Raw genomic sequence first — 23,354 nt, 5'->3', positions numbered from 1 at the left:
CGCACCGGTCGTCGAGACGACCCTCACGGGTTCCGACGCGTTTCAGTCGCGGGTTCCGAGGTGCTTGCTCGTGCGCCTGCATGCCTCAGGGCCACCCGGATCAGGACGGCGAACGCCGCAGTGGCGGTGCAGGTACGAACGTCGTTCCACAGGTCCCAGCGGCGCAGGATCTCCGCATGGCCGGCGGGCGGCGAGGTGGCGGCCCACTGCTTGATACGGCCGTTGATCGGGACGTTTCCGAACCGGGTGACCAGGAAGGACGTGACAGTCAGGAGCCCTGCCGCCGCGGCGAGGACCCGGGCCCGGCCGCGTGTCAGGGCGGCCAGGGCGAGGGCGCCGAGAGCCGAGACCGCCATCGCTGCCTGCATGGTGATCCCGTTGCGTTCCATCAGCTCGGTATGGAAGTCGAGCCGCATGCCGATCGGCACGGCGTGGAACGTCGGGACGAGGTTGGCGGCGCCGTAGCCGAAGGCGCCGGCGAGCAGACCGGTGGACAGCAGGGAGACGGCCAGGAGGAGCCGGGTGCGCACGGTTCAGGCTCCCTTGGCCGGACCGGTGAAGCGGCCGCTCGGTTCTCCTCGGAGCCGGCCGCCCGGGATTCTGCGGCCATAGGCCAGCAGCAGGAGGTCCTGGGCGAGGCCGTACACCGGCGAGCCGGAGCCGTACGACCAGTCGAGGTCCTCGGCGCACAGCCGCACGCCGTCGAGGTCCGCGCCGAAGAACCTCAGGCCGCTGGGCCGGATCTCGTCGAGCAGGATGCGCAGCCGGTCCTCGGGGACGCGCCGGTCGAGGCCGAGGGCGACGGTGATGTCCAGCCCGTGCACCACGTCGTGGCCGAGCGCCGCCGGGAGCCCGCCGACCGGTGGCGTCCAGGAGTGGTCGGCGTTGTCCCGCAGGAAGGCGGCGAGCGCGGTGGGCGAATGGGCGGCCGCGTCCCGGCGCGCGACCCGGTCGGTCATGCGGTGGAGGTTTCCGCGCGCCTTGGCCAACTCGCCCAGCGTCGCGGGCAGGGAGAGCCGGAACCCCATCGACATATGTGCCGCGACCTCCCGAACCCGCCATCCCCCGCACAGGCTCCGCCCGTCCCACTGGTCGGCCCGCAGCGTGTCCAACAGGTCGGCCAGTTCTCGCCGTTCCGCCGCTATCGCGGCCCTGACCTCGGCCTTCTTCGCTTTGCCAGCTGTCGCTTTCGCCATGCGCTCCAGCCTGCCGCCGACTCGGACATCACTCCAATAGAGGGTTCTGCTGGCGCCTAGAAGCACGGGTGATGACGCGTCGCCGGCAATTTCACGAGGGACTCCAGCTGTGGAAGGTGGTGGTCGCCTCCAAGGCCGCCCGGTCGGTCGCGACCTGGTTCACCGGCGCGTTCTCGTCCGCGTAGCCGAAGGAAACCTTGTGGTTGCTCAGGTCGTCCGGGGCAGGCGGGCGGCGAGGTCGGCGAAGGCCGTGCGGACGGAGCCGGGGTTCTCGATCCAGGGGAAGTGGCCGGCGCCGCCGATTCGGTGGTGGGCGATGTGCGGGCCGTGGAAGCCGGGCTCGTCCCGCCAGAGGCGCTGGTCGACGATGCGGTCCTGGTCGCCGCTGACGATCAGGGTGGGCAGGGCGTGTGGTGTCCAGCGGGCGCGGTAGTCGTCGTCGAAGTGGGCGTCGGCCCAGGCCACCGCGCCATGGCAGTAGGGAAGGCCGGTCAGGAGGGCCCGGCCCTCGGCGGACGCGGACGGGGTGAAGTTCCAGGGCGCGGCGGCCAGGGTCAGGTCACGCAGGGTCCGGTCATCGGGCTGTCGGGCGTAGCGCTCGGCCGCGGCGTCGACGTCCGGGAGCGGGTGGTCCTGGGCGTAGCGGGCGAAGGCGGGGCGCCATCCGGCGTGCGGGGCGCTGCTGATCAGCGCCAGGCCCGCGAGGTGGTCCGCGAGTTCCGGGACGGACAGCAGGAACATGCCTCCGGTGGAGTGTCCGACCATCACCACCTCGTCCAGCGCCCGTGCGGCCTCGGTGAGGGCGCACGGCCAGTGGGCGTAGGGGTCGGCCGGGACCGCTGGGACGTCACGGTTGGAGCCGTCGCCGGGCAGATCGACCAGCCAGGCGGTTCCGGGGACCCGGGCCGCCGCCACCAGGCCGTGCAGGGACTCGGAGCCGAGTCCTGGTCCGCCGGGCACGAAGAGCCAGTTTCCGCGCCCGGCGCCGGAGGAGACCCGGCGCAGCCTGACTCCCGAGGCCGTCCACCACTCCTGCCGTCCTGCTTCCACCGCGCCTGCCTCTTCCGTCCTGCGGCGTGGCCGTGCCGCCGTCTCGCTCGTCGTGCGGCGTGCTCTGCTCGCCGCGCGCTCTCCGCCCGGCGGCGGCATGCGCTTCCTTCCGCCAAGCGGAACGCGTGCCACCGCCCCGGGGGACGATAGGCGTTGCGGCCGTCGCGGGCCCGGCATTTTCGGGGCGGGGAAGGTGCGGACCGGCGGCGGGGCGGCTCAGGCCAGGGTCGGGTCCCCCTTGATCAGGGCGAACGGGGCTCCCGCCGGGTCCTTGACCATCGCCAGCCGGCCGACGCCCGGCGCGTCCACGGGCGGGATCAGGACCGTGGCGCCCTGGCCGGTGGCCGCGGCGAAGGTGGCGTCGCAGTCGGTCACGCCGAAGTACGGGTGCCACTCCGAGGACGAGCCGGCCTGCAGGTGTTCCTTCTGCAGCTGCATGATGCCGCCGTGCCCGGTGTCGTCGCCCTTGCCGCCGCCCGGCGCGGAGACGACGGAATAGATCATGTCCCCGCCCATCGGCATGTCCTGGTGGCTCCAGGAGAAGACCGAGCGGTAGAAGTCCTTCGCGGCGGCCGCGTCCGTGGTGTACAGCTCCGTCCAGCACAGGGAGTTCGGTTCCATGACGGTGTCCAGGCCCTGGACGTCGCCCGGCTGCCACACGGCGAACTCGGCGCCCGTCGGGTCGGTGAACGCGGCCAGCCGGCCCGCGGTGAAGACGTCCATCGGGGGGACGCGCACCGTGCCGCCGGCCTGCTCCACCAACGTGAGCGTGGCGTCCGCGTCGGGGGTGTGGAAGTACACCGTCCAGGCGGACCGCGCACCCTCGTCCATCAGCGGGCCGACGGCTGCCACCGTCCGGCCGTCGAGCTGGAAGAAGCCGTACCCGCCGGAGTCCGGGCCGGCCGACTGGAAGGTCCAGCCGAACACGGCGCCGTAGAAGGAGACGGCGGCGTCGATGTCGGGGGCCCCGAGGTCCAGCCAGTTCGGTGTGCCCGGGACGTAGTGGGTCGTCAGCATGGGTGCTCCTCCGTCGCACGGATGGTGACGTGCACGGCTGGTGCCCGCCGTTTCTCAGGATGGCAGGGGGCACTGACAACCGCCCTTCCGCGCGCGGGGCCCCGCCCGGCTCAGGGCGCGCCGAACCGTTCCCGCAGCTCCCGCTTGAGGACCTTGCCACTGGCGTTGCGCGGCAGCGCGTCCACGAACATCACCCGTTTGGGCGCCTTGAACGGCGCGAGGCGGGCGCGGGCCGCCTCGATCAGCTCCTGCTCCCCCACGCCCTGCCCGCCACCCGCGTCCCCGGCACCGCCCGTGCCGTCCGTGCGCCGTACGACCACCGCGGTCACGGCCTCGATCCAGCGCTCGTCCGGCAGCCCGATGACCGCGACCTCGGCCACCTGCGGATGCTCGTAGAGCACGTCCTCCACCTGGCGCGAGGCGACCAGGACGCCACCGGAGTTGATGACGTCCTTGACCCGGTCGACCACCGTGAAATAGCCCTCGGCGTCGCGGACGGCGAGGTCGCCGGAGTGGAACCAGCCGTCGCGGAACGCCTCGGCGGTCTCCTCGGGCTTGTCCCAGTAGCCGGTGCACAGTTGCGGGGAGCGGTAGACGATCTCGCCCCGGGTGCCGTCGGGCACCTCCCGGCCCTCCTCGTCCACCACCCGCGCCTCGACGAACAGCACCGGGCGCCCGCAGGAGTCCATCCGGCCCTCGTGTTCCCCGGGGCCGAGCACGGTGGCCAGCGGCCCGATCTCGCTCTGCCCGAAGCAGTTGTAGAAGGCGAGCCCGGGCAGCCGGGCGCGGAGCCGCTCCAGGACCGGTACCGGCATGATCGAGGCACCGTAGTAGGCCTTGCGCAGCCCGCTCAGCTCCCGGGTGGCGAAGCCGGGGTGGCGGGACAGCGCGATCCAGACGGTCGGCGGCGCGAACAGGCTGTCGGCCAGGCCCTTTTCCACCAGGTCGAAGATCCGGTCGGGGTCGGGCCCGTCCAGGATGGTGTTCTCCGCGCCCACCGCCAGGTAGGGCAGCAGGAAGACGTGCATCTGCGCGGAGTGGTAGAGCGGCAGCGAGTGCAGCGGCCGGTCGGTCTCCTTGAGGTCGAGGGCGACGACGGCGCTGGTGTACTCGTGCACCAGGGCGCGGTGCGTCATCATCGCGCCCTTGGGCAGGGCGGTGGTTCCCGAGGTGTAGAGGAGCTGGACGAGGGCCTCGTCGGACACCTCGGCCGCCGGCCCGGCGGCGTCGGGTCCGGCGGCACCGGACCCGTCGGCGCCCGTCCCGCCGGCACCCGGCCCCTCGCCGGCCGGCCCCTCGTCGGCGCCCGCCCCGGCGCCGGCCGCCAGCCGCTCCAGCAGTCCGTCCGGCGCCCCGTACAGCGGCATGGTGCGGACGGTGTCCGGCAGCCGGTGGGCGAGGGCGGTGTCGGTGAGGACGAGGGCGCTGCCCGACTGGTCCAGCAGATAGCGCAGGTCCTCGCCGGTGAGGCCGTGGTTGACCGGAACGTGCACCAGTCCGGCGCGGGCGCAGGCCAGGAACCCGATCAGGTACGCGTCCGAGTTGTGGCCGTAGGAGGCGACCCGGTCGCCGGGCCGTAGGCCGTCGGCGCGCAGCACCCGGGCCGCGGCGCTCACCGCGTCGTCCAGCTCGCGGTAGGTCCAGGCCCGTTCGGCGTACCGCACCGCGGTCCGCCCCGGCACCCGCCGGGCGCTGCGCCGCAGGACTCCGTCGACCGTGTTGCTCCGCGCTGGCGTCATGGCGCGATCCTCGGCCGCCCCGCACCGCCGGTCAAGCCACCCGACCGGAGCCCGGGGCGGCGGCCTCCCGCCCGTCCGGGGCTCCGGGTCCCGGACCGCCCGTTACACCGCGCGCTCGCGGCCCTCCCAGTACGGTTCGCGCAGCCGGCGCTTGTACAGCTTGCCGTTGGGGTCGCGTGGCATGGCGGCGAGGAAGTCGACGGACTTGGGCCGTTTGTAGCCGGCCAGCTGCCGCGCGCAGTGGGCCATGATCTCCGCGGCCAGTTCGGGTCCCGGCAGGTGGCCCTCGGAGGGTTCCACGACGGCCTTGACCTCCTCGCCCCAGTCGTCGTGCGGGATGCCGAAGGCGGCCGCGTCGGCGACCGCGGGGTGGGCGAGCAGGACGGACTCGATCTCGGCGGGGTAGATGTTCACCCCGCCCGAGATGATCATGTCGATTTTGCGGTCGCGGAGGAAGAGGTAGCCGTCCGCGTCCAGGTACCCGAGGTCGCCGACGGTGAAGAAGTCGCCGATCCGGTTCTTCTCCGTCTTGCCCTCGTCCTTGTGGTAGCGGAAGCCGCCGGTGCTCATCTTCATGTAGACGGTGCCGAGTTCGCCCGGGGGCAGCCGGTTCCCGTCGTCGTCGAAGACGGCCAGTTCGCTGATCGGCCAGGCTTTGCCGACCGTCCCGGGCTTCTTGAGCCAGTCCTCGGCGGTCGCGAAGGCGCCGCCGCCCTCGCTGGCCGCGTAGTACTCCTCGACGCAGTCGCCCCACCACTCGATCATCGCGCGTTTGACGTGGTCGGGGCAGGGCGCGGCACCGTGCAGGGCGTGCCGCATCGAGCGCACGTCGTACGCGGCGCGGGTCTCCTCCGGCAGGGCCAGCAGCCGGTGGAACTGGGTGGGCACCATATGGGTGTGGGTGCAGCGGTGTTCCTCGATCAGGGCCAGCATGCTCTGCGGCGTCCACTTGTCCATCAGGACGAGGCGGTGGCCGATGTGCAGCGAGGCGCCGGCGAACTGCAGGACGGCGGTGTGGTAGAGCGGCGAGCACACCAGATGGACGTTGTCGTCGAACGGCCGGATGCCGAAGATGGCGAGGAATCCGCCGAGGTGAGCGGCCTCGGGCTCGGTGCCGGGCAGCGGCCGGCGGATGCCGCGCGGGCGTCCGGTGGTGCCCGAGGTGTAGTTCATGACCCAGCCCAGCGTGCGGTCGCCGGGCGCGGACTCCGGCTGTCCGTCGAGGAGTTGGGCGTAGGGCCGGAAGCCGTCGGCCGCCCCGACGGCGTAGCGGTGGGAGGCGGGCAGGTGCGCCTCGTCCGCCGCCTGCCGGGCCGCCTCGGCGAACCGCTCGTGCGCGATCAGCACCTTCGCCCCGGAGTCGGCGACGATCCAGGCGATCTCCGGGCCGACCAGGTGGTGGTTGACGGGAACGAGGTAGAAACCGGCCTGGGAGGCGGCGAGGTAGGCGGTGAAGAACTCGACGCCGTTGGGGAGGACCACGGCGAAGGCGTCACCCCGCCGCAGCCCCGCCGCGCGCAGGCCGTGGACCAGCCGGTTGCACGCGGCGTGCAGCCGCCCGGCGGTCCACTGCTCGCCGTCCGGGGCGATCAGGACCCTGCGGTCCGGGTCGGCGGTGGCCTGCGCCCAGAAGCCGTTGGGCGGTGGGGAGTCGTGGGTCATTCCGCTGTCCTCCTCGGGATCAGGCACGTCCGGCGATGCGGTTGATGCGGTCGACGGCCCGCTCGAAGCCGCGGGTGAGGTCGTCGAAGACGGCCGCTACGCTGCGTTCGCTGTTCATCCGGCCGACGATCTGGCCGACCGGGGTGCCGAGCAGGGGCTCGACCTCGTACCGCTGGATACGGGAGTTGGCCTCGGCGACCAGCAGTCCCTGCAGCGGCATCGGGAGGGGGCCGGGGCCGTCCGGCCCGTCCCAGGCGTCGGTCCATGCGGTGCGCAGTTGGCGGGCGGGTTTGCCGGTCAGGGCGCGGGAGCGGACGGTGTCGCCCGGCCCCGCGGCGAGCAGCTTCGCGGTCAGCCGCCGGGAGTGCAGATCGGCCTCCTCGCAGGTCAGCCAGAGCGAGCCCAGCCAGACGCCCTGGGCGCCGAGGGCGAGGCCGGCGGCGATCTGCTCGCCGGTGCCGATGCCGCCCGCGGCGAGGACCGGCAGCGGATCGACGGCGGCCACCACTTCCGGGGTGAGGACCATGGTGGCGATCTCGCCCGTGTGGCCGCCGGCCTCGTACCCCTGGGCGACGACGATGTCGATGCCGGCGGCCTTGTGGTGGCGGGCGTGGCGCGGGCTGCCGGCGAGCGCGGCGACGAGGACGCCGTGGTCGTGGGCGCGCCGGACGATGTCGGGCGGGGGCGAGCCGAGGGCGTTGGCCAGGAGCTTGATCGGATAGTCGAAGGCCACGTCGAGCTGGGTGCGGGCGACCTGCTCCATCCATCCGGTGATCCGCCAGCCGGATGTTTCGCCCTCCGCGAGCCGCGGCACCTGGTGCTTGTCGAGGAGGTCGGTGACGAAGCGGCGGTGCTCCTGCGGGATCATCGCCTCGATCTCGGCCTCGGTGACGCCGTCGACCTTCTTGGCGGGCATCACCACGTCGAGCCCGTAGGGCAGCCCGTCGGTGTGCTCCTGCATCCAGTCCAGGTCGCGGGCGAGTTCGTCCGGCGCGGTGTAGCGGACCGCGCCGAGCACCCCGAAGCCGCCGGCCCGGGTGATCGCCGCGGCGACCGCGGGGAAGGGTGTGAACCCGAAGACGGCGTGCTCGACTCCCAGGGCGTTGCTCAGCTCCGTCTGCATGGGCGCAGGATGCCGCAGCGGGCCGTACGAGGGAAGAGAGTTTCTGATGCAGCGTCAGAAACATGCCGGGCCGGGGAGAGCGGCCGGCGCCCGCCCCTCACCCCTCCTCCAGCACCGCCATCGCCGCGTTGTGCCCGGGGATGCCGCTCACTCCCCCGCCCCGCACCGCGCCCGCACCGCACAGGAGCACGTTCGGGTGGGTGGTCGCCACACCCCAGCGGGCCGCCGCGGACCGGGTGCCGTCGCGGTCCTCGTCCGAGGGGTCCGCGTACGGGAAGGCCAGGTCGCGGTGGAAGATGTTGCCGCCCGGCAGGCCGAGTTCGCGGTCCAGGTCGAGGGGCGAGCGGGCCTCGATGCAGGGGCGGCCGTCGGCGTCGTGGGCCAGGCAGTCGGCGAGCGGCTCGGCGAGGTGACGGTCCAGTTCGGCGAGGGTGGCCGCCAGGAGGCGGTCGCGGGTGGCTGCGTGGTCGGCGGTATCGGCGGTGAACAGGCTCGCGGGGGCGTGCAGGCCGAACAGGGTGAGCGTCTGGTAGCCCTGCCGGACCAGGTCGGCGCCGAGGATCGAGGGGTCGGTGAGCGAGTGGCAGTAGATCTCGGAGGGCGGGGAGGCGGGCAGGGCGCCGGACGCGGCCTGCTGGTAGGCGCTCTCCAGCTGATCGTAGCCCTCGGCGATGTGGAAGGTGCCGGAGAAGGCCTCCCGCGGGTCCACTCCGGTGTCCCGCAGCCGCGGCAGCCGGGTGAGCAGCATGTTGACCTTGAGCTGGGCGCCCTCGGCGGGTGGCGGCGGGGCCTCGCCCAGCAGGCGGGCCAGCTCGCGCGGAGCGGCGTTGACGAGGACCCGGCGGGCGCCGACGGTGCCGCGTTCGCAGGTCACCTCCGCGCCGCGGCCGTCCGTCGCGATGCCGGTCACCGCGCACTCGGTGACGATCTCCGCGCCGGCCCGGCGGGCGGCGTCGGCGAGGGCGTCGGTGAGGGCGCCCATCCCGCCGAGGGGGACGTCCCAGTCGCCGGTGCCGCCGCCGATGACGTGGTACAGGAAGCAGCGGTTCTGACGCAGCGACGGGTCGTGGGCGGTGGCGAAGGTGCCGATGAGGGCGTCGGTGAGGACCACCCCGCGGACCAGGTCGTCGGCGAAGGTCTCCTCGACCGCCTCCCCCAGGGGGCGTTCGAACAGGGCGTGCCAGGTCGCGTCGTCGTCCACCACGGCGCGGAGCGCGGCGCGGGTCGGCAGCGGCTCGGTCAGGGTGGGGAAGACGCGCTCGGCGAGCCGCGCCGTGGTGCCGTAGAAGCGCTGCCAGGCGGCGAACTCCCGCTCAGATCCGGTGAGTTCGGCGAAGGCGGCGCGGGTCCGGTCCTCGCCGCCGCCGACCAGGAGACCGGTGGGGCGGCCGTCGCGGACGGTGGGCGTGTAGGAGGAGACGGTGCGCTTGCGGACCGCGAAGCGCAGCCCGAGATCCCGCACGATCTTCGGCGGCAGCAGGCTGACGAGGTAGGAGTAGCGCGACAGCCGGGCGTCGACCCCGGCGAACGCCCGGGTCGACACGGCGGCACCACCGGTGTGGTCCAGCCGCTCCAGCACCAGCACGCTGTGCCCGGCGCGTGCGAGATAGGCGGCGGCCACCAGTCCGTTGTGCCCGCCGCCGACGATGACCGCGTCATACGAAGTCCGTTCCGGCATGCCCCTTGGTAGCACGCGGTGATCCCGGTCGCCAGAGTGCAGGCGGCTGAAACCTTCACCCGGGCCGGTGCGGCTTCTTGACCGGGCATGGGGCTGCTCCTAGCGTCCGGCCGTGCTCCGCCCCGGCACCACCGTCGCCGCCCTCTTCGCAGGCCGTCCCGCCCACCCGTGAGGTGACCCGTGTCCCACTCGTCGGTACCCCGCATCGGCCGCACCCTCGCCGGACTCACCGCCGTCGCCGCCTGCTCCGCCGGGCTGCTCGCGGCCCCCGCGCCCGCCTCCGCCGCCCCCGGTACGGGCCGTGCGCCCGGCGCCCGGACGGCCGCCGGGGCCTATCCGAACCTGGCCCCGACGCCCCCGATGGGCTGGAACAACTGGTCGTACTACATGTGCGACATCAACGAGAAGGTCGTCCTCGACAATGCGCGGGCGCTGGTCCGTTCGGGTCTGGCGCGGCGCGGCTACCGCACCGTCACCGTCGACGACTGCTGGATGAGCAGGCAGCGCGGCCCCCGGGGGGAGCTGACGGCGGACCCGGCGAAGTTCCCGCACGGCATGGCCCACCTCGGGCGGGAGCTGCACCGGCTGGGGCTGAAGTTCGGGATCTACGAGGACGTCGGCACCCTCACCTGTGAGAAATATCCGGGCAGTCTCGGCCATTTCCGGGAAGACGCGGAGCTGTTCGCCCGCTGGAAGGTCGACTACGTCAAGGCGGACGGCTGCAATGTGCCCGTCGCCCCGGGGCACACCAAGGAGGAGACCTACCGGGACCTGTACGGGCAGATGAGCCGTGCGCTGCGGGACTCCGGCCGCCCGATCACCTTCTCGGTGTCGGCGCCGGCCTACTTCCAGTTCGCCGGCGACAGCGTCTGGCACCGGGTCATCGGCTGGTCGGCCGAGCTCGGCAACCTGTGGCGGGGCGGGCGGGACGTGGCGCTCCAGAAGAGCACCCCGGCCGCGAAGTGGTCGTCCATCGTCTACAACTTCCGCTACAACGCCCGGCTGGCGAACCTGCAGAGCCCCGGCCGCTGGAACGACCCGGACTTCCTGCTGGCCGGCGACACGGGCCTGACCCGGCAGGAGATCCAGAGCCAGATGTCGCTGTGGGCGATGATGGCGGCGCCGCTGATCTCCAGCACGGATGTCGGCGGCCTGTCCGCGGCGGCCCGCAAGGTGCTGGGCAACAAGAAGGTCATCGCCGTCGACCAGGACGCGCTGGGCATCCAGGGGACCGTCGTGCAGCAGGACGACGGCTCCGCGGTGCTGGCCAAGCCGCTGAAGAACGGCGACCGGGCGATCGCCCTGTTCAACTCGGGCGACACGCCGCGCACGCTGTCGGTCACGGCGGACACGGCCGGGTTGCCGGACGCCGACTCCTACCGGCTGCACGATCTGGTCACCGGCCGCCGGACGGACAGCGACGGCACGATCGTGGCGCGTGAGGTGCCCGCGCACAGCACGGTGCTCTACCGCGTCACCCCGGACTGACCGGCGCCCCGGCGGGCGGCGCGCTCCCGGCGCAGGGCCGCGACCCGGCGGTGGAGGGCCGCCGCCTCGTCCGCGCGGCCCAGTTGCTCCAGGCACTGGGCCAGGTCGCCGTAGCTGGCCAGGGCGTCGAGATGAGCGGCGCCCAGGACCCGTTCGCGGGCGTCGGCGACCTCGCGGTAGCGGTCCAGTGCCTCGTCCCAGCGGCCGAGCCAGCCGAGCGCCACGGCCGTCTCCCGGCGGCTGACCAGGGTGTCGGGATGGTCGGGGCCGAGGACCCTGGCACGTGCCGCGGCGACCTCACGGGCCTCGGCGAGCGCCTCCTGCCAGCGGTTCTGCCGTCCGAGGTTGACGCCCAGGCCGTGCCGGGCCCGCAGCGTCTCCGGATCGTCGGCGCCCTGGGCGCGGGTACGGGCGGCGGCCAGGTCGCGGTAGAGCGCCAGGGCCTCGCCGCTGCGGCCGAGCCGGCCGAGGCCGATGCCGACCTCGTAGCGGGCGGAGAGGGTATCGGGGTGCTCGGGGCCGAGCGCGGCGGTGCGCGCGGCCGCGATGTCCCGGTAGGTGTGCAGCGCCTCCGTCCACAGGCCCAGCCGTCCCAGGACGTGGGCGAGTTCGCAGCGGGTGGCGAGGGTGTCGGCGTGGTGCGCGCCGAGCACCCGGGCGCGGGCCCCGGCCACCTCGTGGGCCATGGCCCGGCAGTCCTCCAGCCGGCCCAGCCGGCCGAGGTTCAGCGCGACGTGGTGCCGGCAGCTCAGCGTGTCGGGGTGGTCGGGGCCCAGCGCGCGCTCGCGGCCCGCCAGCACCTCGGCGTAGATCTGGTGCGCCTCGAAGCTCCGGCCGAGACGGCCCAGGGCGTGGCCGGCCTCCAGGCGGCTGGTGAGGGTGTCGGGGTGGTCGGGGCCGAGGAGCCGCTCGCGTTCCGCGGCGAGCGCGCGGTGCGCCGCGCCCGCTTCCTCCCAGCGGCCCAGCCGGCCGAGGTCCAGTGCGGCGGTGTGCCGGCCGGCCAGCGCGGCGAGGGTGGCGCGGCGGTCGTCCGGCGGTGCCGGGCTGGCGATGCCGGCGGGCGGCGACTCCTCGCCGCTCCGCGCCTCGCACCCGCCGGTCCAGGTGTCGGTGAGGACCGTGGTGGCCCGGTCCACCGGGTGTCCGTACGGCCGCCGGGCGGGGCCCGCCGGCGAGCCGAGGGTCATCCCGCGGGTCCAGGAGGGCAGCCGCGGGGCGGGGACCGTCAGGTCGTCCGGGCCGGCCGCGGCGTCCCGCGCGGGCTGCGGCCGGCGGGCGTCGGCGAGGCGTTTGCCCAGTTCGCCGGCGTCCCTGGGACGGTCGTCGGGGTCCTTGGCGAGCAGGTCGAGGATGATGCGCTCGTAGACCTCGGGTAGGTCGGGGCGGAGCGTGCGGGGCGGCTCGGGGGCCAGGTCGCGGTGGCCGACGAGCACCGCCCAGGCGTCGCCCAGGTCGAAGGGGGGCACGCCGGTGGCGATCTCGTAGAGCACACAGCCGAGGGAGTAGAGGTCGCTGCGGTGGTCGACGCCGTGGGCGCCGATCTGTTCCGGCGACATGTAGTGCGGGCTGCCCATGGCGACGCCGGTGCCGGTGAGGCGGGCGGTGAAGCCGATGTCGTGGCCGAGGCGGGCGATGCCGAAGTCGCAGATCTTGACCGTGCCGTCGGCGGTCCGGACGATGTTCGCCGGTTTGAGGTCGCGGTGCACGACGGCCTGCTCGTGGGTGTAGGCGAGCGCGGCGGTGACCTGCTCGGCGATCTCGACGAGGTCGGGCACGGGCAGCGGCTGGCGACGGCTGTCGTCCAGCAGCTGGCTGAGGTTACGGCCGCTGAGCAGCTCCATGACGATGAAGAGGGTGCCGTCGTCCTCGCCGAAGTCATGGACGACGGTGATGCCGCGGTGCTGGAGCGCGGCGGCGACCCGGGCCTCGCGGCGGAAACGTTCGCGCAGCACCTGCAGGAACGACGGTTCGTGCCGCGGCCCCGTGGGCTTGAGGCACTTGACCGCGACCTGCCGCCCCAGCGACTCGTCGCGGGCCCGCCACACCTCCCCCATGCCGCCGCGCCCGATGGTGCCGAGCAGCCGGTACCGCCGTTGGATCAGTCTGTTTTCCACCACCATGGATCGCCGCCCCCGTCCCCCGTGGTCAGCCGCGCAGTTCCCCCTGCGCGTCCTTCGGCCCGTCCAGTATGGCGGCGGACGGGCGGAGCTTGTAGGGCGCTGGGCGGGTGCCGGGACCCAGGCGCGCGACGGCGCGCAGGATGTGCCGGGGCGGGAGCTGCCAGCGGATCGTGGGCGGGATGGCGCGAAGGAGGCGGCCGGTGGCCCGGAGCCGCCGGGTGACGGTGGCGGGCGGGGGCGCGGGACGTCCGTAGAGCTCGTGGGCGTACGCCGGGAGTGTGCCGTAGGCGAGTTGTGCCACCCGCTGCCAGAGGAGGGCGCGGGCCGGTACGAGGGCGGCCGGGGTCGGGGGCCTGCGCAGAAAGTCGTCCACCTCGCGGGCCTCGGGGGTCGGCGCCAACTCGGGCCGTACGCGGGCGAAGTAGGCGGCGAGCGCGGCCCGGCTGCCGGGCACGGCGGCCGGATCGAGGCCGACGAGCCGGGCGCTCTCGCGCTGCTCGTCGAGGTAGGCGTCGGCGTGGGCGTCGCCGAGAGGGTAGCCGGAGCGGCGCAGGACCTGCAGGTAGGAGTCCACTTCCGCGCAGTGCACCCACAGCAGCAGGTCCGGCTCGTCGACGCCGTAGCGCTCGCCGGTGGCGGGATCGGTGGCGGACAGCAGGCGGTGGATGCGGCGGACCCGGGCACCGGCCCGTTCGGCGGCGTCGGTGGTGTCGTAGGTGAGGGTGCCGACGAAACGGGCGGTCCGCATCAGCCGGCCCCAGGCGTCCCGCCGGAAGTCGGAGTTCTGCAGGACACCGCGCACCGCGCGCGGGTGCAGCGCCTGGAGGTACAGCGCACGGATGCCCGCGATCCACATCATCGGGTCACTGTGCATCTGCCAGGTCACGGAGCGGGGGCCGAAGAGCCCCGGGTCGCCTGCCACGCACCACACCTCCCTCCGCTGCCCCGTCGGCGTGTACCCATTGTCGGCCCCGCGACGGCTCACCCGCATCATCGCCCGGCGGGCCGCCGTACGACAGACGCGGTCCGGCCACCGGGTGCGCGGGGGTGCCCCTTCCCGGCCGTGCGCGCCGGGAAGGGAGCCCCGTCCCGTCAGCCGGTCCGCTCGACGCCGGACCGGCTCGCCGCACCGTCCCCCGTACGCGCGAGGACCGCACCTGCCACCCTCCGGGCGGCCTCTTCCGGCCGGAACCCGTGGTCCACGAAGAAGTCGCTCCGGAACGCCCGGTTCCACACCACCGCGAACATCTGCAGGAACTCGGTGCGCTCAGCGGGCCTGCACACCTCCGCCCCGGCCCCGGTCGGCGGTTCGCGTGCGGCACTGGGCCGGACCACGTGCCACCAGTAGGTCCGCACATGGTCGAAGAGCAGCAGGTCGGGGTCGTCGGACACGGCCAGACGGCCGGCCCTGTCCCGCAGCGCGCCCGCGGTGAGGGTGTCATCGCTGTCGAGGAACAGCAGGCAGTCCCCACTCGCCCGGTCCACCCCGGTGTTACGGGCCGCGCCGATGCCACGGTTCTCCTCATGCCGCACGGTGATCACCCACGGTCCCTGGCGGCGTACTCCGCCAGGATCTCCCCGCTCAGATCCGGCGAGCGGTCGTCGACCGCGATGACCTCGAAGTCGGTGAAGTCCTGCGCCAGCAACGAGTCCAGGCACGCGCGCAGATATCCCTGCACGTTGAACACGGGAACGATGACACTGAAACACGGGGCGGATCCGGGGCCCGTCTCGGGCATGGCGGTGGTGCTCCTCGAAGGTGTCGGCCTCCAGACGAAGACCTGAAATATCAACGCACGTGAGTGGGAACCCCGGTGACCGGCAAAGGTTGTGTGGGACGTGCGGGAGAGGGCGTGCCGCTCGCACGCTGGCAATTCACCACGGCGGTGTCTACCTACCACTGCTATCTCGCCCGAGGCCGGCTTCCGCGCCACAGACCGCAGATTGATCTCGGCAGAGGTTGAGGGCGGCGCTTCTTGTTCTCGCCGTGTGCGGTGTATGAGACCGCGCTTGTCCCATGGCCGGTGCAGGAACGGTCTCCGTCAGTCTTGGAGCTGAGCGAGTGCCTCCCACAGCTCCATGCGATGGCAGGGTTGCGTAGTTTCTTGCTGTGCAAGGCGAGTGAGGATTCGACAGGCGTATTCAACATGCGGACGTCCCAGGTCAGCGAGACATTCGGCAGCAGCCAGGCGACTCTGAATGGCGTGGTGCTGGTCCTCAGCGATGGAGGTGAGCGCGACCATAGCGTTCGTGAGGTAGGTTTCGCCGAACTCGGTCAGCGCTTCAGCTGCGTCGATGCGTAGCCAGGGGGCCACTTGAGTGCTGGCAGCGATGTCTTGCAGGCGCTCCGCTGTCCACTTCGCCTCCTCGGGGGCTGCCTCGCACAGCCGATAGATCACTGCGCTGCGTTCAGCACTCTCCAGACTCCCTTCGCAGACAAGTTCGCTGAACAGCATTGCCCCGTCACGAACGTCCTCTGAGCTGAGTTGTTCGAGCACGTCGATCAAGGCAGAGGGCTCCCAGCACCCATCGGCGTCCGGAGGCAGCAACCACCCTTCCTCGGAAGGCTTCTGCACGCCAATCAGGCCGTGCTCGTCCAATGGTGCTGTGAAGCAAGCCCTGACCTTCTCTGCCTCGCCGGGATGTCGGATGGCCAGGGCGGCCAATGCCTGCTGGCGCAGCGCTCTCGGGTGGCTGGCACTGCTGGCGTACGAGCACAGCATCTCGTGCGCTGAGGGATCTGTGAGGTGCCCCGCCATACGCCAGCAGTCAGGTGGCAGGGAAGGGAGCTTCTCCAGAAAGGAGGCAACGTGCGCCGGCGCCGCAGGGCTTCCCTCGGCAAGCAGGAATCCCGCTATCTGCTGGTGCCGTTCCGTGCCCTGCTGGAGCCAGGTAAGCATGCGCGCAGACTCGAGGGGGTGCCGGTGAGAGAAGTGAAGAAGAGCGGTTCGTGCGGTCCGCGCTCGCCCCTCCTTGCCGAGGACAGCTTGCTCCAGGACTGCTGCCCATTCCCGGGACATTGGGTCGAAGTGGGCAGGCAGGCACAAGGATTCCGCTTCGGCGGCCAGGTGTTCGGCGAAGCTGACGTGCAGAAAGCGAAGACCGTCTTCGCTGGGGAGAATGAGGCCGCTCGTGGTGAGCAGAGCGGCGATCTTCTCGCTCCACCCCGGAATACTTGTGCGGGTACGCGGCCCCAACTGTTCGGTGAGCCATAACAATGCGGTGTGGAGCAAATCGGGAGACGTCTCCGTGACCGTCGTCAGTGCAAGGTGACGCAGCAGGTCGTCAAACCGTTCCCGGAGGAATCGGAGACAGTCCAGGGCGGCAGGGTCACGCATCGTACTGGGAACCAGGCAGCTGAGGTACGTGTCGCGCTGCAGGCTCTTGGCGCTTATGAGGTAGGCACGGTACTGCTCGTAAAGCGCGTACTGATTAGCGGGGAGCATCCGGTCCGGCCACGCCTCAAACACTGCCGCGGCAACGGCCGCCAAGAGCGGATTCGCCATCAGCTCCTGCATGCCTGCGAGGTTCGCCTGACGGACAAACTCCTGCGCCTGTCTGGGCCCGGGCTCCTCCGCACCAAACCAGCGGGCAGCGAACTGCTGCACCTGCCCGTCGTCGAAGGGCGCCACCGCCCATCGGGTGAAGCCCGCCCGATCGAACACGGCCCTTTCCAGTCGGTGCAGTGGGCGGCTTGCCACAACGAAGCGCGCACGTGCTTCGTCCGCACGAGTCTGTCCCGCCAGCGTAGTCAGGCGTCGTGCCAGATGGGCGCGTTCCCCGACGGCGGAGACTTCATCCAGGCCGTCCACCATGATCAGCCACGTTGAGCCCTCAGGCATCAGCTCCTTCACAACCTTGGTGAACTGTCGGTCCCCGTCATAAGCCCGGCCATAGACCAGCCGAGACAGAGCGAGGTCAACACCGTCGTGAGAGGTAGCGAGATACGACGCTGTGGTCCAAACCGGGATCAGGCTTGCCTCGCCGCCTCCCCGCTGCAGCAGCAACTGAGAAAGCCTTCCTGCCAGCCGGGCCATCAGGGTCGACTTACCCCCTCCAGGGCCAGCCTCCACGAGTAGGTTCCCCTGCCCCGGCAACGAAAGAATCTCTTCGACGAGGATGCCTGGGGCCACATGGGATGGCGCTCCTGTGACCGAGGACGCAACAAGGGGCTGAGGGACGTGCACTTCCGACAACGGCAGCCGTGCACCAGATCCATCGTGAATGACATAGGGCCACAGCTCTCCCTGGTCCCGCTGCCGTTCCAAGAGATTTTCAAGTACAACGGGCAGCCCGATGGCAGAGCTGGCTCGCCGCCGACGATCGGGCTGCGCCTCCTCAATCAAGCTTTGGAAGTACCGTCGGCTCCGAATCTCGAGCACTGGTTCCCCAGCCCACACATGCCAAAGCTGAACCAGAGCCCAGACCTTGTCGCCGCTCGCAGGACTGGGCACTACGGCCTTGGCCGGATCGTCGGGAATCCAGGAGCTGAGACGCTGGGCATCCAGAAGCACGTTGAAGGGCTGAGCGCGAAGGGCTTGCGCTGTCTCGCGACGCGAACAAGGCAGGCCCTGCGCCCGTCTCCGCGCATAGGCCCGGCGTTCAAGGCTGCGTAACTCTTCCCACAGACTGCTCGCCCGCCCCGCCATCGCTCACCCCTTGACCACCGCCCGCCCCGCGTCCGTGCCCGTGACGGGCACGGACGGGCAGCTTGTGACCAGCAGGGTAACGGCCATATGCCCGCTCTGCCCGCCCTTTCCCCGCCTCGACAACCTGAGCGTCATCGTCTCTCACATTCGGCGAACCGAGGAGGTCAAGATGTGTGTCAGCACACGTTCACGAACCCGCAAGCGCCTGCTGCGCACTGCCATGTTTGCCGCTGTACGCGGTGCTGCGGCAGCAGGCGGATCGATGATCGTCGCAATGACCGCATGGTGGTTGCGGCAAGGCTGAGCTTCCCAGCACACCCGCGCAGCCGTGTCGGAGCACGGTGACAACTATCGGCCGTAGCCGCGCCGTTTCAGCGTCGTACGCGGGGCATTCCCAGGCCGATCCAGGAGATGATTTCGCGTTGGATCTCGTTGTTGCCGCCGCCGAAGGTGAAGATGACGGCGGAGCGGTAGCCGCGTTCCAGTTCGCCGTGGAGGACGGCGCCGGCGGAGCCCTCCTTGAGGGGGCCGGCGGCGCCGACGATCTCCATGAGCCAGGCATAGGCGTCCCGGCGGGCCTCGGAGCCGTACACCTTGACGGCGGAGGCGTCCTGCGGGGTGAGGGTGTCGTGCTGGAGGGCGTCGACCATCTGCCAGTTGAGCAGCTTCATGGCGTCGAGCCGGGCGTGGGTGCGGGCGAGCCGGCCGCGTACCCAGCCCAGGTCGATGACGCGGCGGCCGTCGGCGAGTGTGGTGGTGGCGGCCCAGTGCTGGACGTCGTGCAGGGCGCGGATGGCCATGGTGCCGTGGGCGGCGAGGGTGACCCGCTCGTGGTTGAGCTGGTTGGTGATGATCCGCCAGCCCTTGTTCTCGTCACCGACGCGGTGGGAGGCGGGGACGGTGATGTTCTCGTAGTAGCTGGCGGTGGTGTCGTGCGAGGCGAGGGTGTTGATCAGGGTGCAGGAGTAGCCGGGGTCGCTGGTGGGGACGAGGAGCATGGTGATGCCCTTGTGGGGCGGGGCCTCCGGGTCGGTGCGCACGGCGAGCCACACCCAGTCCGCGGTGTCGCCGTTGGTCGTCCAGATCTTCTGCCCGTTGACGACGTAGTGGCCGCTCTCCTCGTCGCCCACCCGGACGGCGCGGGTCTTGAGGGCGGCCAGGTCGGTGCCGGCGTCCGGTTCGCTGTAGCCGATGGCGAAGTCGATCTCGCCGGAGAGGATGCGGGGCAGGAAGGAGGACTTCTGCTCGTCGGTGCCGAACTGCATGATCGTCGGGCCGACGGTGTTCAGCGCCATCAGCGGCAGCGGCACGCCCGCCTGGGCCGCCTCGTCGAAGAAGATGAACTGCTCCGTCGGGGACAGGCCGCGTCCGCCGAACTCCTTGGGCCAGCCGACGCCGAGCCAGCCGTCGGCGCCCAGCCGGCGCACGGTCTCGCGGTAGAACCGCTTCTGGGCGGCGGGGTCGGCGTGGGGGGCGCGGCCGGGGACGGTGGAGCCGTCGGGGCCCTCGGGGGCACGGTCCGGCACCAGCGCGGCGAAGTACGTGCGCAGTTCGGCGCGCAACTGCTGCTGCTCGGGGGTGTATTCGAGGTGCACGGCCCCTCCAGTTCGTCCGGTCCGGTCGTCCGGTCCGAGGGGCACGGAGAGCTGACGGCCCGTCGGCTGCCGGATCGAGGGGCACAGTAGAACTTGTTCCAGTAATACGGAAGAGGGTGGGGACCGGGCCGGGTGAGGGGCGGTCGGCCCACCGCCGCCCCACCACCAGCCCCCGCCGCCCCTCAGGGGACGATCGAGTCGACGTATCCGCCGTCGACGCGGATGGCCGCGCCGGTCGTCGCGGAGGCGAGGGGGGAGCTGAGGTAGACGACCATGGCGGCGATCTCCTCCGGTTCGATCAGGCGCTGGATCAGCGACTGCGGCCGGTACTCGCGCATGAACGCCCGCTGTGCCTCGTCCCACGGCAGGTCGCGGCCGACGAGGTCGCGGACGAAGTCCTCGACGCCGCCGGTGTGGGTCGGTCCGGCGATGACGGAGTTCACGCACACGCCGCTGCCGGCCGCCTCCTTGGCGAAGCCGCGGGAGACCGCGAGCAGCGCCGTCTTGGACATCCCGTAATGGATCATCTCGGCCGGAATGACCACGGCGGAGTCGCTGGCGATGTTCTGGACGCGGCCCCAGCCCCGCTCGGTCATGCCGGGCAGATAGCGGCGGATCATCCTGACCGCCGTGAGCACATTGGTGTCGAAGTACCGCCGCCACTCGGCGTCGTCGATCTCCAGGGCGGGCCGGGAGCCGAAGACGCCGAGGTTGTTGATGAGGATGTCCGCCCGCGGCACGGCCTCGGTCACCCAGTCGAGGCCCTCGTCGGACGCGATGTCACCGGGCGCCGCGAGGAAGTCGCCCCCGGGCTCCCGGGTGCGCATCCGCTCCAGCGCCGCGTCCACGGACCCGGCGCTGCGGCCGTTCACGGCGACCCGGGCTCCGGCGCGGGCCAGCCCCAGGGCGATGGCCGCCCCGATGCCCTGCGTCGAGCCGGTCACCACCGCGGTCCGGCCGGTGAGATCGATCTGCACGGCTCCGCTCCGTTCCCCTTCTTCCGCCCCGCGCTTCGCGGGCGGGTCCCGCACACCACACGCACGAGGGCCCGGCCCGGCGCCTTCGCGGCACCGGGCCGGGCCCTGAGCCGGCGTCCTCAGCCCACGGGGTGCGGCTTGACGACGTGATTCGGCTTGACGACGTGGTTCGGCCTGACGATGTGGTTCGGCTGGATCCGGAGGCGCTGGACGTCCTTGCAGTACCGGACGGCGCCGCTGCTGGTCACGTACCTCGCCGAGACCCAGGACGCCCGCTCCTCGCGCGTCAGGTACCAGACGGTGTTGCCGCCGACGCTCTGGGTGCGGACCTTGCACACCAGGCCGACCTGCGTGCGGTGACGGAGGTGGCCCCGCACGGAGGAGTCGGTGCTGGGGTACTGACGCTGGCTCAGCCCCGACTTGGCCGTGACCACACCGAAGGGCTTCGTGGGCCCGGGGGTCGTCGCGTGCGCCGGGGCCGCGGCCAGCAGCGTCGCGCCGAGGGCGACAGCCGTGGCGAGTGCGCCCGCGCCGGCTGCGAGCTGCTTGCCTCGGGCCACGAGGAGGTCGGTCGTGGGCATAGGGGTCTCCTGTTCTCGACGCGCAATGCCACCCATTGCCGCGAGGTGGACATTACGCGCAATTCACCCTGCGAATGCGGGGAAACGACGAACAGGCCGCCGATCGTGTGACGGCACGCACCGGCACGTCCGCGGCACGGGAATTCGCCGCCTCGCGGGGGCGGCGGCACCGGCGCGGGTCAGCCCTCGGTTCCGGCGCCGTGGATGCCGAAGTGCCCGCCCTGCGGGTCGCGGATCACCGCGACCCGCGGCCCCGCGGGCACATCCGTCGGGGGCACCAGCAGCATGCCTCCCGACTCGGCGGCCCTGGCGGCGGCCGAGTCGACGTCGGCGACCGCGAAGTAGGGGAGCCAGTGGGCCCGGACGTCGTCCGGGTAGAACTCGTCCAGCGCGCTCATCCCGCCGAAGTCGGCGCCGTCGAGCCCCCATTGCGGGTAGTCCCGGTGCGTGCCCACGGTCCAGCCGAAGACCCGCGTGTAGAAGGTCTTGGCGGCCTCCTCGTCCCGGGTCGCGAGTTCGACCCAGCCGAGCGAGCCCGGTGCGTTGAACACCGCGGCGCCGGCGAAGGACCGGCCCTGCCACAGCGAGAAGACCGCGCCCTCCGGATCGGCCATCACGGCGAAACGGCCCAGGTCGAAGACGTCCATGGGACCCATCAGCAGGCGCCCGCCGGCCTCGGTGACCGCGGCCGCCTGCGCGTCGGCGTCCCGCGTCGCGAACGACACGGTCCAGGCGGTCGGCTGGCCGGGGGCGTAGAGCGGGGTCAGCGCGGCGACCGGGGCGTCCCCGAGGTGGAGCATGGTGTAGCCGCCCGCCTCCTCCCGCGGGTCGGTCTCGGCGCGCCAGCCGAAGACCTGGTGGTAGTACACCTTGGCGGCCGCCACGTCCGACGTCCCCAGTTCGACCCAGCAGGGCGCGCCGGGCGTGGGCTCAGTGATCTTCACGGTGTGTTCCGTTCCTCCGCGCCGGGCCGCGGCCGGGCGGTGCCGCGCTCGCGTCCGCACGCCGCCGGCCGGCAGGCGTACGGTGCCGATCGTCCGACGGGGGCGGCGGGGCCGCAACCGGAGGCGGGCGGCCGTGGTGTGGGGGCGGCCGGTTCCGCGGTGTCGGCGGCGGGCCGGTTACGGCTGCGGGGCGCCGAAGGCGGCGCGCAGTTGGTGCAGTGAGGCGCGTGGGGCGTCGGGGGCGAGGGCGTCGGCCGACGCGCGGGCGGCGGCCTCGGCGGCCGCGGCGGCGCGGGACAGCATGGCCGCTTCGTAGGCGCGTACCGCCTCGTCGGGGTCGTCGTGTGCGGCGAGGGCGCGGGCGAGGTCGGCGCCGTCGAGCAGGGCGAGGTCGGCGCCGCGTCCGGTGAAGGGCGGCATCAGGTGCGCGGCGTCACCGAGCAGGGTCAGGCCCGGGGTGTGGGTCCAGGTGTGCGGCACCGGGAGGGCGAACAGCGGCCGGTTGGCGAATCCGCCGTCGTTCGCGCGCAGCAGCGCCAGCAGCCGTTCGTCCCAGCCCGCGAACCGGTCGAGCAGCGCGGCGCGGACGGCGTCGGTGTCCGCCATCCGCACCCCGGCGTCCAGCGCCCAGTCCTGGGAGCCGCGGAAGGCGGCGTAGACACGGATCCGGCCGCCGCCCTCGCGCCGGGCGAACAGCGCCCGGCCTGCGGACTCGGCCCACATGCCGCCGCCGCCGACCAGCCGGGCGATGTCCGGGTGGCGGGTGCCGGCGTCCTCGCAGCCGGACTCGACGAAGGTGACTCCGGTGTAGTGGGGGTCCGCGTCGGAGAGCATCGGGCGGACCCTGGACCAGGTCCCGTCGGCGCCGACGACCAGGTCGAAGGTCTCGGAGTGGCCGTCGTCGAACTCGGCCCGGTGGCGGCCGTCGCCGAGCGGGTGCAGGGTGCGCAGGTAGCTGTTCCAGCGGACGGTTCCGGGGGCGAGGGAGTCCAGGAGGAGCCGGCGCAGGTCGCTCCGGTCGATCTCGGAGCGGGCGGCTCCGGGCCCGTCGGCCCCGGGCTCATGGACCCCGGGCTCATCGGCCCAGGAGCGGTCGGTCGCGCCGGGGTGGTCGCTCTCGGGGCCGGTGCCCGCCGGGCGGTCGCTCGCGCCGGGGCCGGGGGTGTGGCGGAAGAGCACCGTCGCGGTGTGGTCGAGCAGCCGCAGCTCGCGTCCCTCGGGGCGGGCGAGGGCGGCGAACCGCTCGTGCAGGCCGGCCGCGCGCAGGGCCTCCTGAGCGGTCGTCACCGGCAGTCCGAGCATGCCGCCCCGGGGGCGGACGCCGGCGTCGTGGTCGAAGACGGTGACCGGTACGCCGTGGCGCTGCAGGACGCGGGCGCAGGCCAGCCCGCCGGGGCCGGCGCCGATGATCGCGATACGCACAGTCGTGGGGGTCATGGCGCTCCTTGGCCGGGCAGGACGGCGATGCCTCCCCTCAGAAAAGCACATCGGGGGAAAAGCCCTCTTGATGTGCTTTCCGGGCAACTCGTGCCGCT

The 23,354-nt window shown here is 72.4% G+C and carries 17 protein-coding genes and 1 pseudogene; 1 reads left to right on the top strand and 17 read right to left on the bottom strand.

Annotated elements, in window-relative coordinates:
* Positions 1–23: 23 nt before the first annotated feature.
* The 8 genes from K7396_RS31150 to K7396_RS31115 all read right to left on the bottom strand — a co-directional run bounded on the left by K7396_RS31150 (position 24) and on the right by K7396_RS31115 (position 9,465).
* Positions 24–530, bottom strand: coding sequence for a DUF1772 domain-containing protein (locus tag K7396_RS31150; protein WP_086717904.1), 507 nt, complete (start codon positions 528–530; stop codon positions 24–26).
* 3 nt (positions 531–533) lie between these two features.
* Positions 534–1,196 carry a maleylpyruvate isomerase family mycothiol-dependent enzyme gene (locus tag K7396_RS31145; RefSeq protein ID WP_086717906.1) on the bottom strand — a complete coding sequence of 221 codons (663 nt, stop codon included), beginning with the start codon at positions 1,194–1,196 and terminating at the stop codon, positions 534–536.
* A gap of 207 nt (positions 1,197–1,403) precedes the next feature.
* Positions 1,404–2,246, bottom strand: a complete 843-nt coding sequence (locus tag K7396_RS31140) for an alpha/beta fold hydrolase (protein ID WP_086717908.1) — start codon at positions 2,244–2,246, stop codon at positions 1,404–1,406.
* 216 nt (positions 2,247–2,462) lie between these two features.
* On the bottom strand, positions 2,463–3,263 hold the full coding sequence (locus K7396_RS31135; protein WP_086717910.1) for a VOC family protein: 801 nt from the start codon (positions 3,261–3,263) through the stop codon (positions 2,463–2,465).
* Between the two features lie 110 nt (positions 3,264–3,373).
* The gene (locus K7396_RS31130; RefSeq protein WP_086717912.1) at positions 3,374–5,002 is read right to left on the bottom strand and encodes a fatty acyl-CoA synthetase; all 1,629 of its coding nucleotides are present in this window, start codon (positions 5,000–5,002) and stop codon (positions 3,374–3,376) included.
* Between the two features lie 102 nt (positions 5,003–5,104).
* Entirely contained in the window at positions 5,105–6,664 is a 1,560-nt protein-coding gene (locus tag K7396_RS31125; protein ID WP_086717915.1) for an acyl-CoA synthetase, read from the bottom strand.
* A gap of 19 nt (positions 6,665–6,683) precedes the next feature.
* Entirely contained in the window at positions 6,684–7,787 is a 1,104-nt protein-coding gene (locus K7396_RS31120) for an NAD(P)H-dependent flavin oxidoreductase (protein WP_086717917.1), read from the bottom strand.
* 97 nt (positions 7,788–7,884) lie between these two features.
* Positions 7,885–9,465: a phytoene desaturase family protein gene (locus K7396_RS31115; protein ID WP_086717919.1), complete on the bottom strand. Its 1,581-nt coding sequence runs from the start codon at positions 9,463–9,465 to the stop codon at positions 7,885–7,887.
* A gap of 180 nt (positions 9,466–9,645) precedes the next feature.
* Here K7396_RS31115 and K7396_RS31110 point away from each other — a divergent pair, with 180 nt between their 5' ends.
* Entirely contained in the window at positions 9,646–10,953 is a 1,308-nt protein-coding gene (locus K7396_RS31110; protein ID WP_086717921.1) for a glycoside hydrolase family 27 protein, read from the top strand.
* Here the strand turns inward: K7396_RS31110 and K7396_RS31105 are convergent.
* The 9 genes and pseudogenes from K7396_RS31105 to K7396_RS31065 form a co-directional block, all read right to left on the bottom strand.
* On the bottom strand, positions 10,932–13,070 hold the full coding sequence (locus K7396_RS31105) for a serine/threonine-protein kinase (protein WP_152105072.1): 2,139 nt from the start codon (positions 13,068–13,070) through the stop codon (positions 10,932–10,934). The two genes, K7396_RS31110 and K7396_RS31105, sit on opposite strands and share 22 nt — an antisense overlap.
* Before the next feature lie 28 nt (positions 13,071–13,098).
* Positions 13,099–13,947 (bottom strand): oxygenase MpaB family protein, encoded by an 849-nt coding sequence (locus K7396_RS31100; protein ID WP_223660437.1) that lies wholly within the window; start codon positions 13,945–13,947, stop codon positions 13,099–13,101.
* Between the two features lie 218 nt (positions 13,948–14,165).
* A pseudogene (locus tag K7396_RS31095) lies at positions 14,166–14,812 on the bottom strand (glycosyltransferase family 2 protein).
* A 303-nt stretch (positions 14,813–15,115) separates the two neighbouring features.
* Entirely contained in the window at positions 15,116–17,206 is a 2,091-nt protein-coding gene (locus tag K7396_RS31090; RefSeq protein ID WP_086715047.1) for an NACHT domain-containing protein, read from the bottom strand.
* Between the two features lie 887 nt (positions 17,207–18,093).
* Positions 18,094–19,317 (bottom strand): acyl-CoA dehydrogenase family protein, encoded by a 1,224-nt coding sequence (locus K7396_RS31085; protein WP_086715045.1) that lies wholly within the window; start codon positions 19,315–19,317, stop codon positions 18,094–18,096.
* 182 nt (positions 19,318–19,499) lie between these two features.
* Positions 19,500–20,294 carry an SDR family NAD(P)-dependent oxidoreductase gene (locus K7396_RS31080; protein ID WP_086721610.1) on the bottom strand — a complete coding sequence of 265 codons (795 nt, stop codon included), beginning with the start codon at positions 20,292–20,294 and terminating at the stop codon, positions 19,500–19,502.
* Between the two features lie 119 nt (positions 20,295–20,413).
* Positions 20,414–20,875, bottom strand: coding sequence for an SH3 domain-containing protein (locus K7396_RS31075; protein WP_223660256.1), 462 nt, complete (start codon positions 20,873–20,875; stop codon positions 20,414–20,416).
* A 179-nt stretch (positions 20,876–21,054) separates the two neighbouring features.
* Positions 21,055–21,819 carry a VOC family protein gene (locus tag K7396_RS31070; protein WP_086721611.1) on the bottom strand — a complete coding sequence of 255 codons (765 nt, stop codon included), beginning with the start codon at positions 21,817–21,819 and terminating at the stop codon, positions 21,055–21,057.
* A 177-nt stretch (positions 21,820–21,996) separates the two neighbouring features.
* The gene (locus K7396_RS31065; RefSeq protein ID WP_086721612.1) at positions 21,997–23,256 is read right to left on the bottom strand and encodes an FAD-dependent oxidoreductase; all 1,260 of its coding nucleotides are present in this window, start codon (positions 23,254–23,256) and stop codon (positions 21,997–21,999) included.
* Positions 23,257–23,354 lie beyond the last annotated feature (98 nt).

Source organism: Streptomyces angustmyceticus (assembly GCF_019933235.1).
Taxonomy (GTDB): domain Bacteria; phylum Actinomycetota; class Actinomycetes; order Streptomycetales; family Streptomycetaceae; genus Streptomyces; species Streptomyces angustmyceticus.
The sequence above is the reverse complement of the archived record's forward strand: the minus strand, read 5'-3'. Positions and strand labels throughout refer to the sequence as shown.

What these genes read in the sequence shown, in the direction of transcription:
- K7396_RS31145 (WP_086717906.1), bottom strand. Translation starts at nt 1,196, where the DNA reads ATGGCGAAAGCGACAGCTGGCAAAGCGAAGAAGGCCGAGGTCAGGGCC.
- K7396_RS31135 (WP_086717910.1), bottom strand. Translation starts at nt 3,263, where the DNA reads ATGCTGACGACCCACTACGTCCCGGGCACACCGAACTGGCTGGACCTC.
- K7396_RS31130 (WP_086717912.1), bottom strand. Translation starts at nt 5,002, where the DNA reads ATGACGCCAGCGCGGAGCAACACGGTCGACGGAGTCCTGCGGCGCAGC.
- K7396_RS31125 (WP_086717915.1), bottom strand. Translation starts at nt 6,664, where the DNA reads ATGACCCACGACTCCCCACCGCCCAACGGCTTCTGGGCGCAGGCCACC.
- K7396_RS31120 (WP_086717917.1), bottom strand. Translation starts at nt 7,787, where the DNA reads ATGCAGACGGAGCTGAGCAACGCCCTGGGAGTCGAGCACGCCGTCTTC.
- K7396_RS31115 (WP_086717919.1), bottom strand. Translation starts at nt 9,465, where the DNA reads ATGCCGGAACGGACTTCGTATGACGCGGTCATCGTCGGCGGCGGGCAC.
- K7396_RS31100 (WP_223660437.1), bottom strand. Translation starts at nt 13,947, where the DNA reads ATGCACAGTGACCCGATGATGTGGATCGCGGGCATCCGTGCGCTGTAC.
- K7396_RS31075 (WP_223660256.1), bottom strand. Translation starts at nt 20,875, where the DNA reads ATGCCCACGACCGACCTCCTCGTGGCCCGAGGCAAGCAGCTCGCAGCC.
- K7396_RS31065 (WP_086721612.1), bottom strand. Translation starts at nt 23,256, where the DNA reads ATGACCCCCACGACTGTGCGTATCGCGATCATCGGCGCCGGCCCCGGC.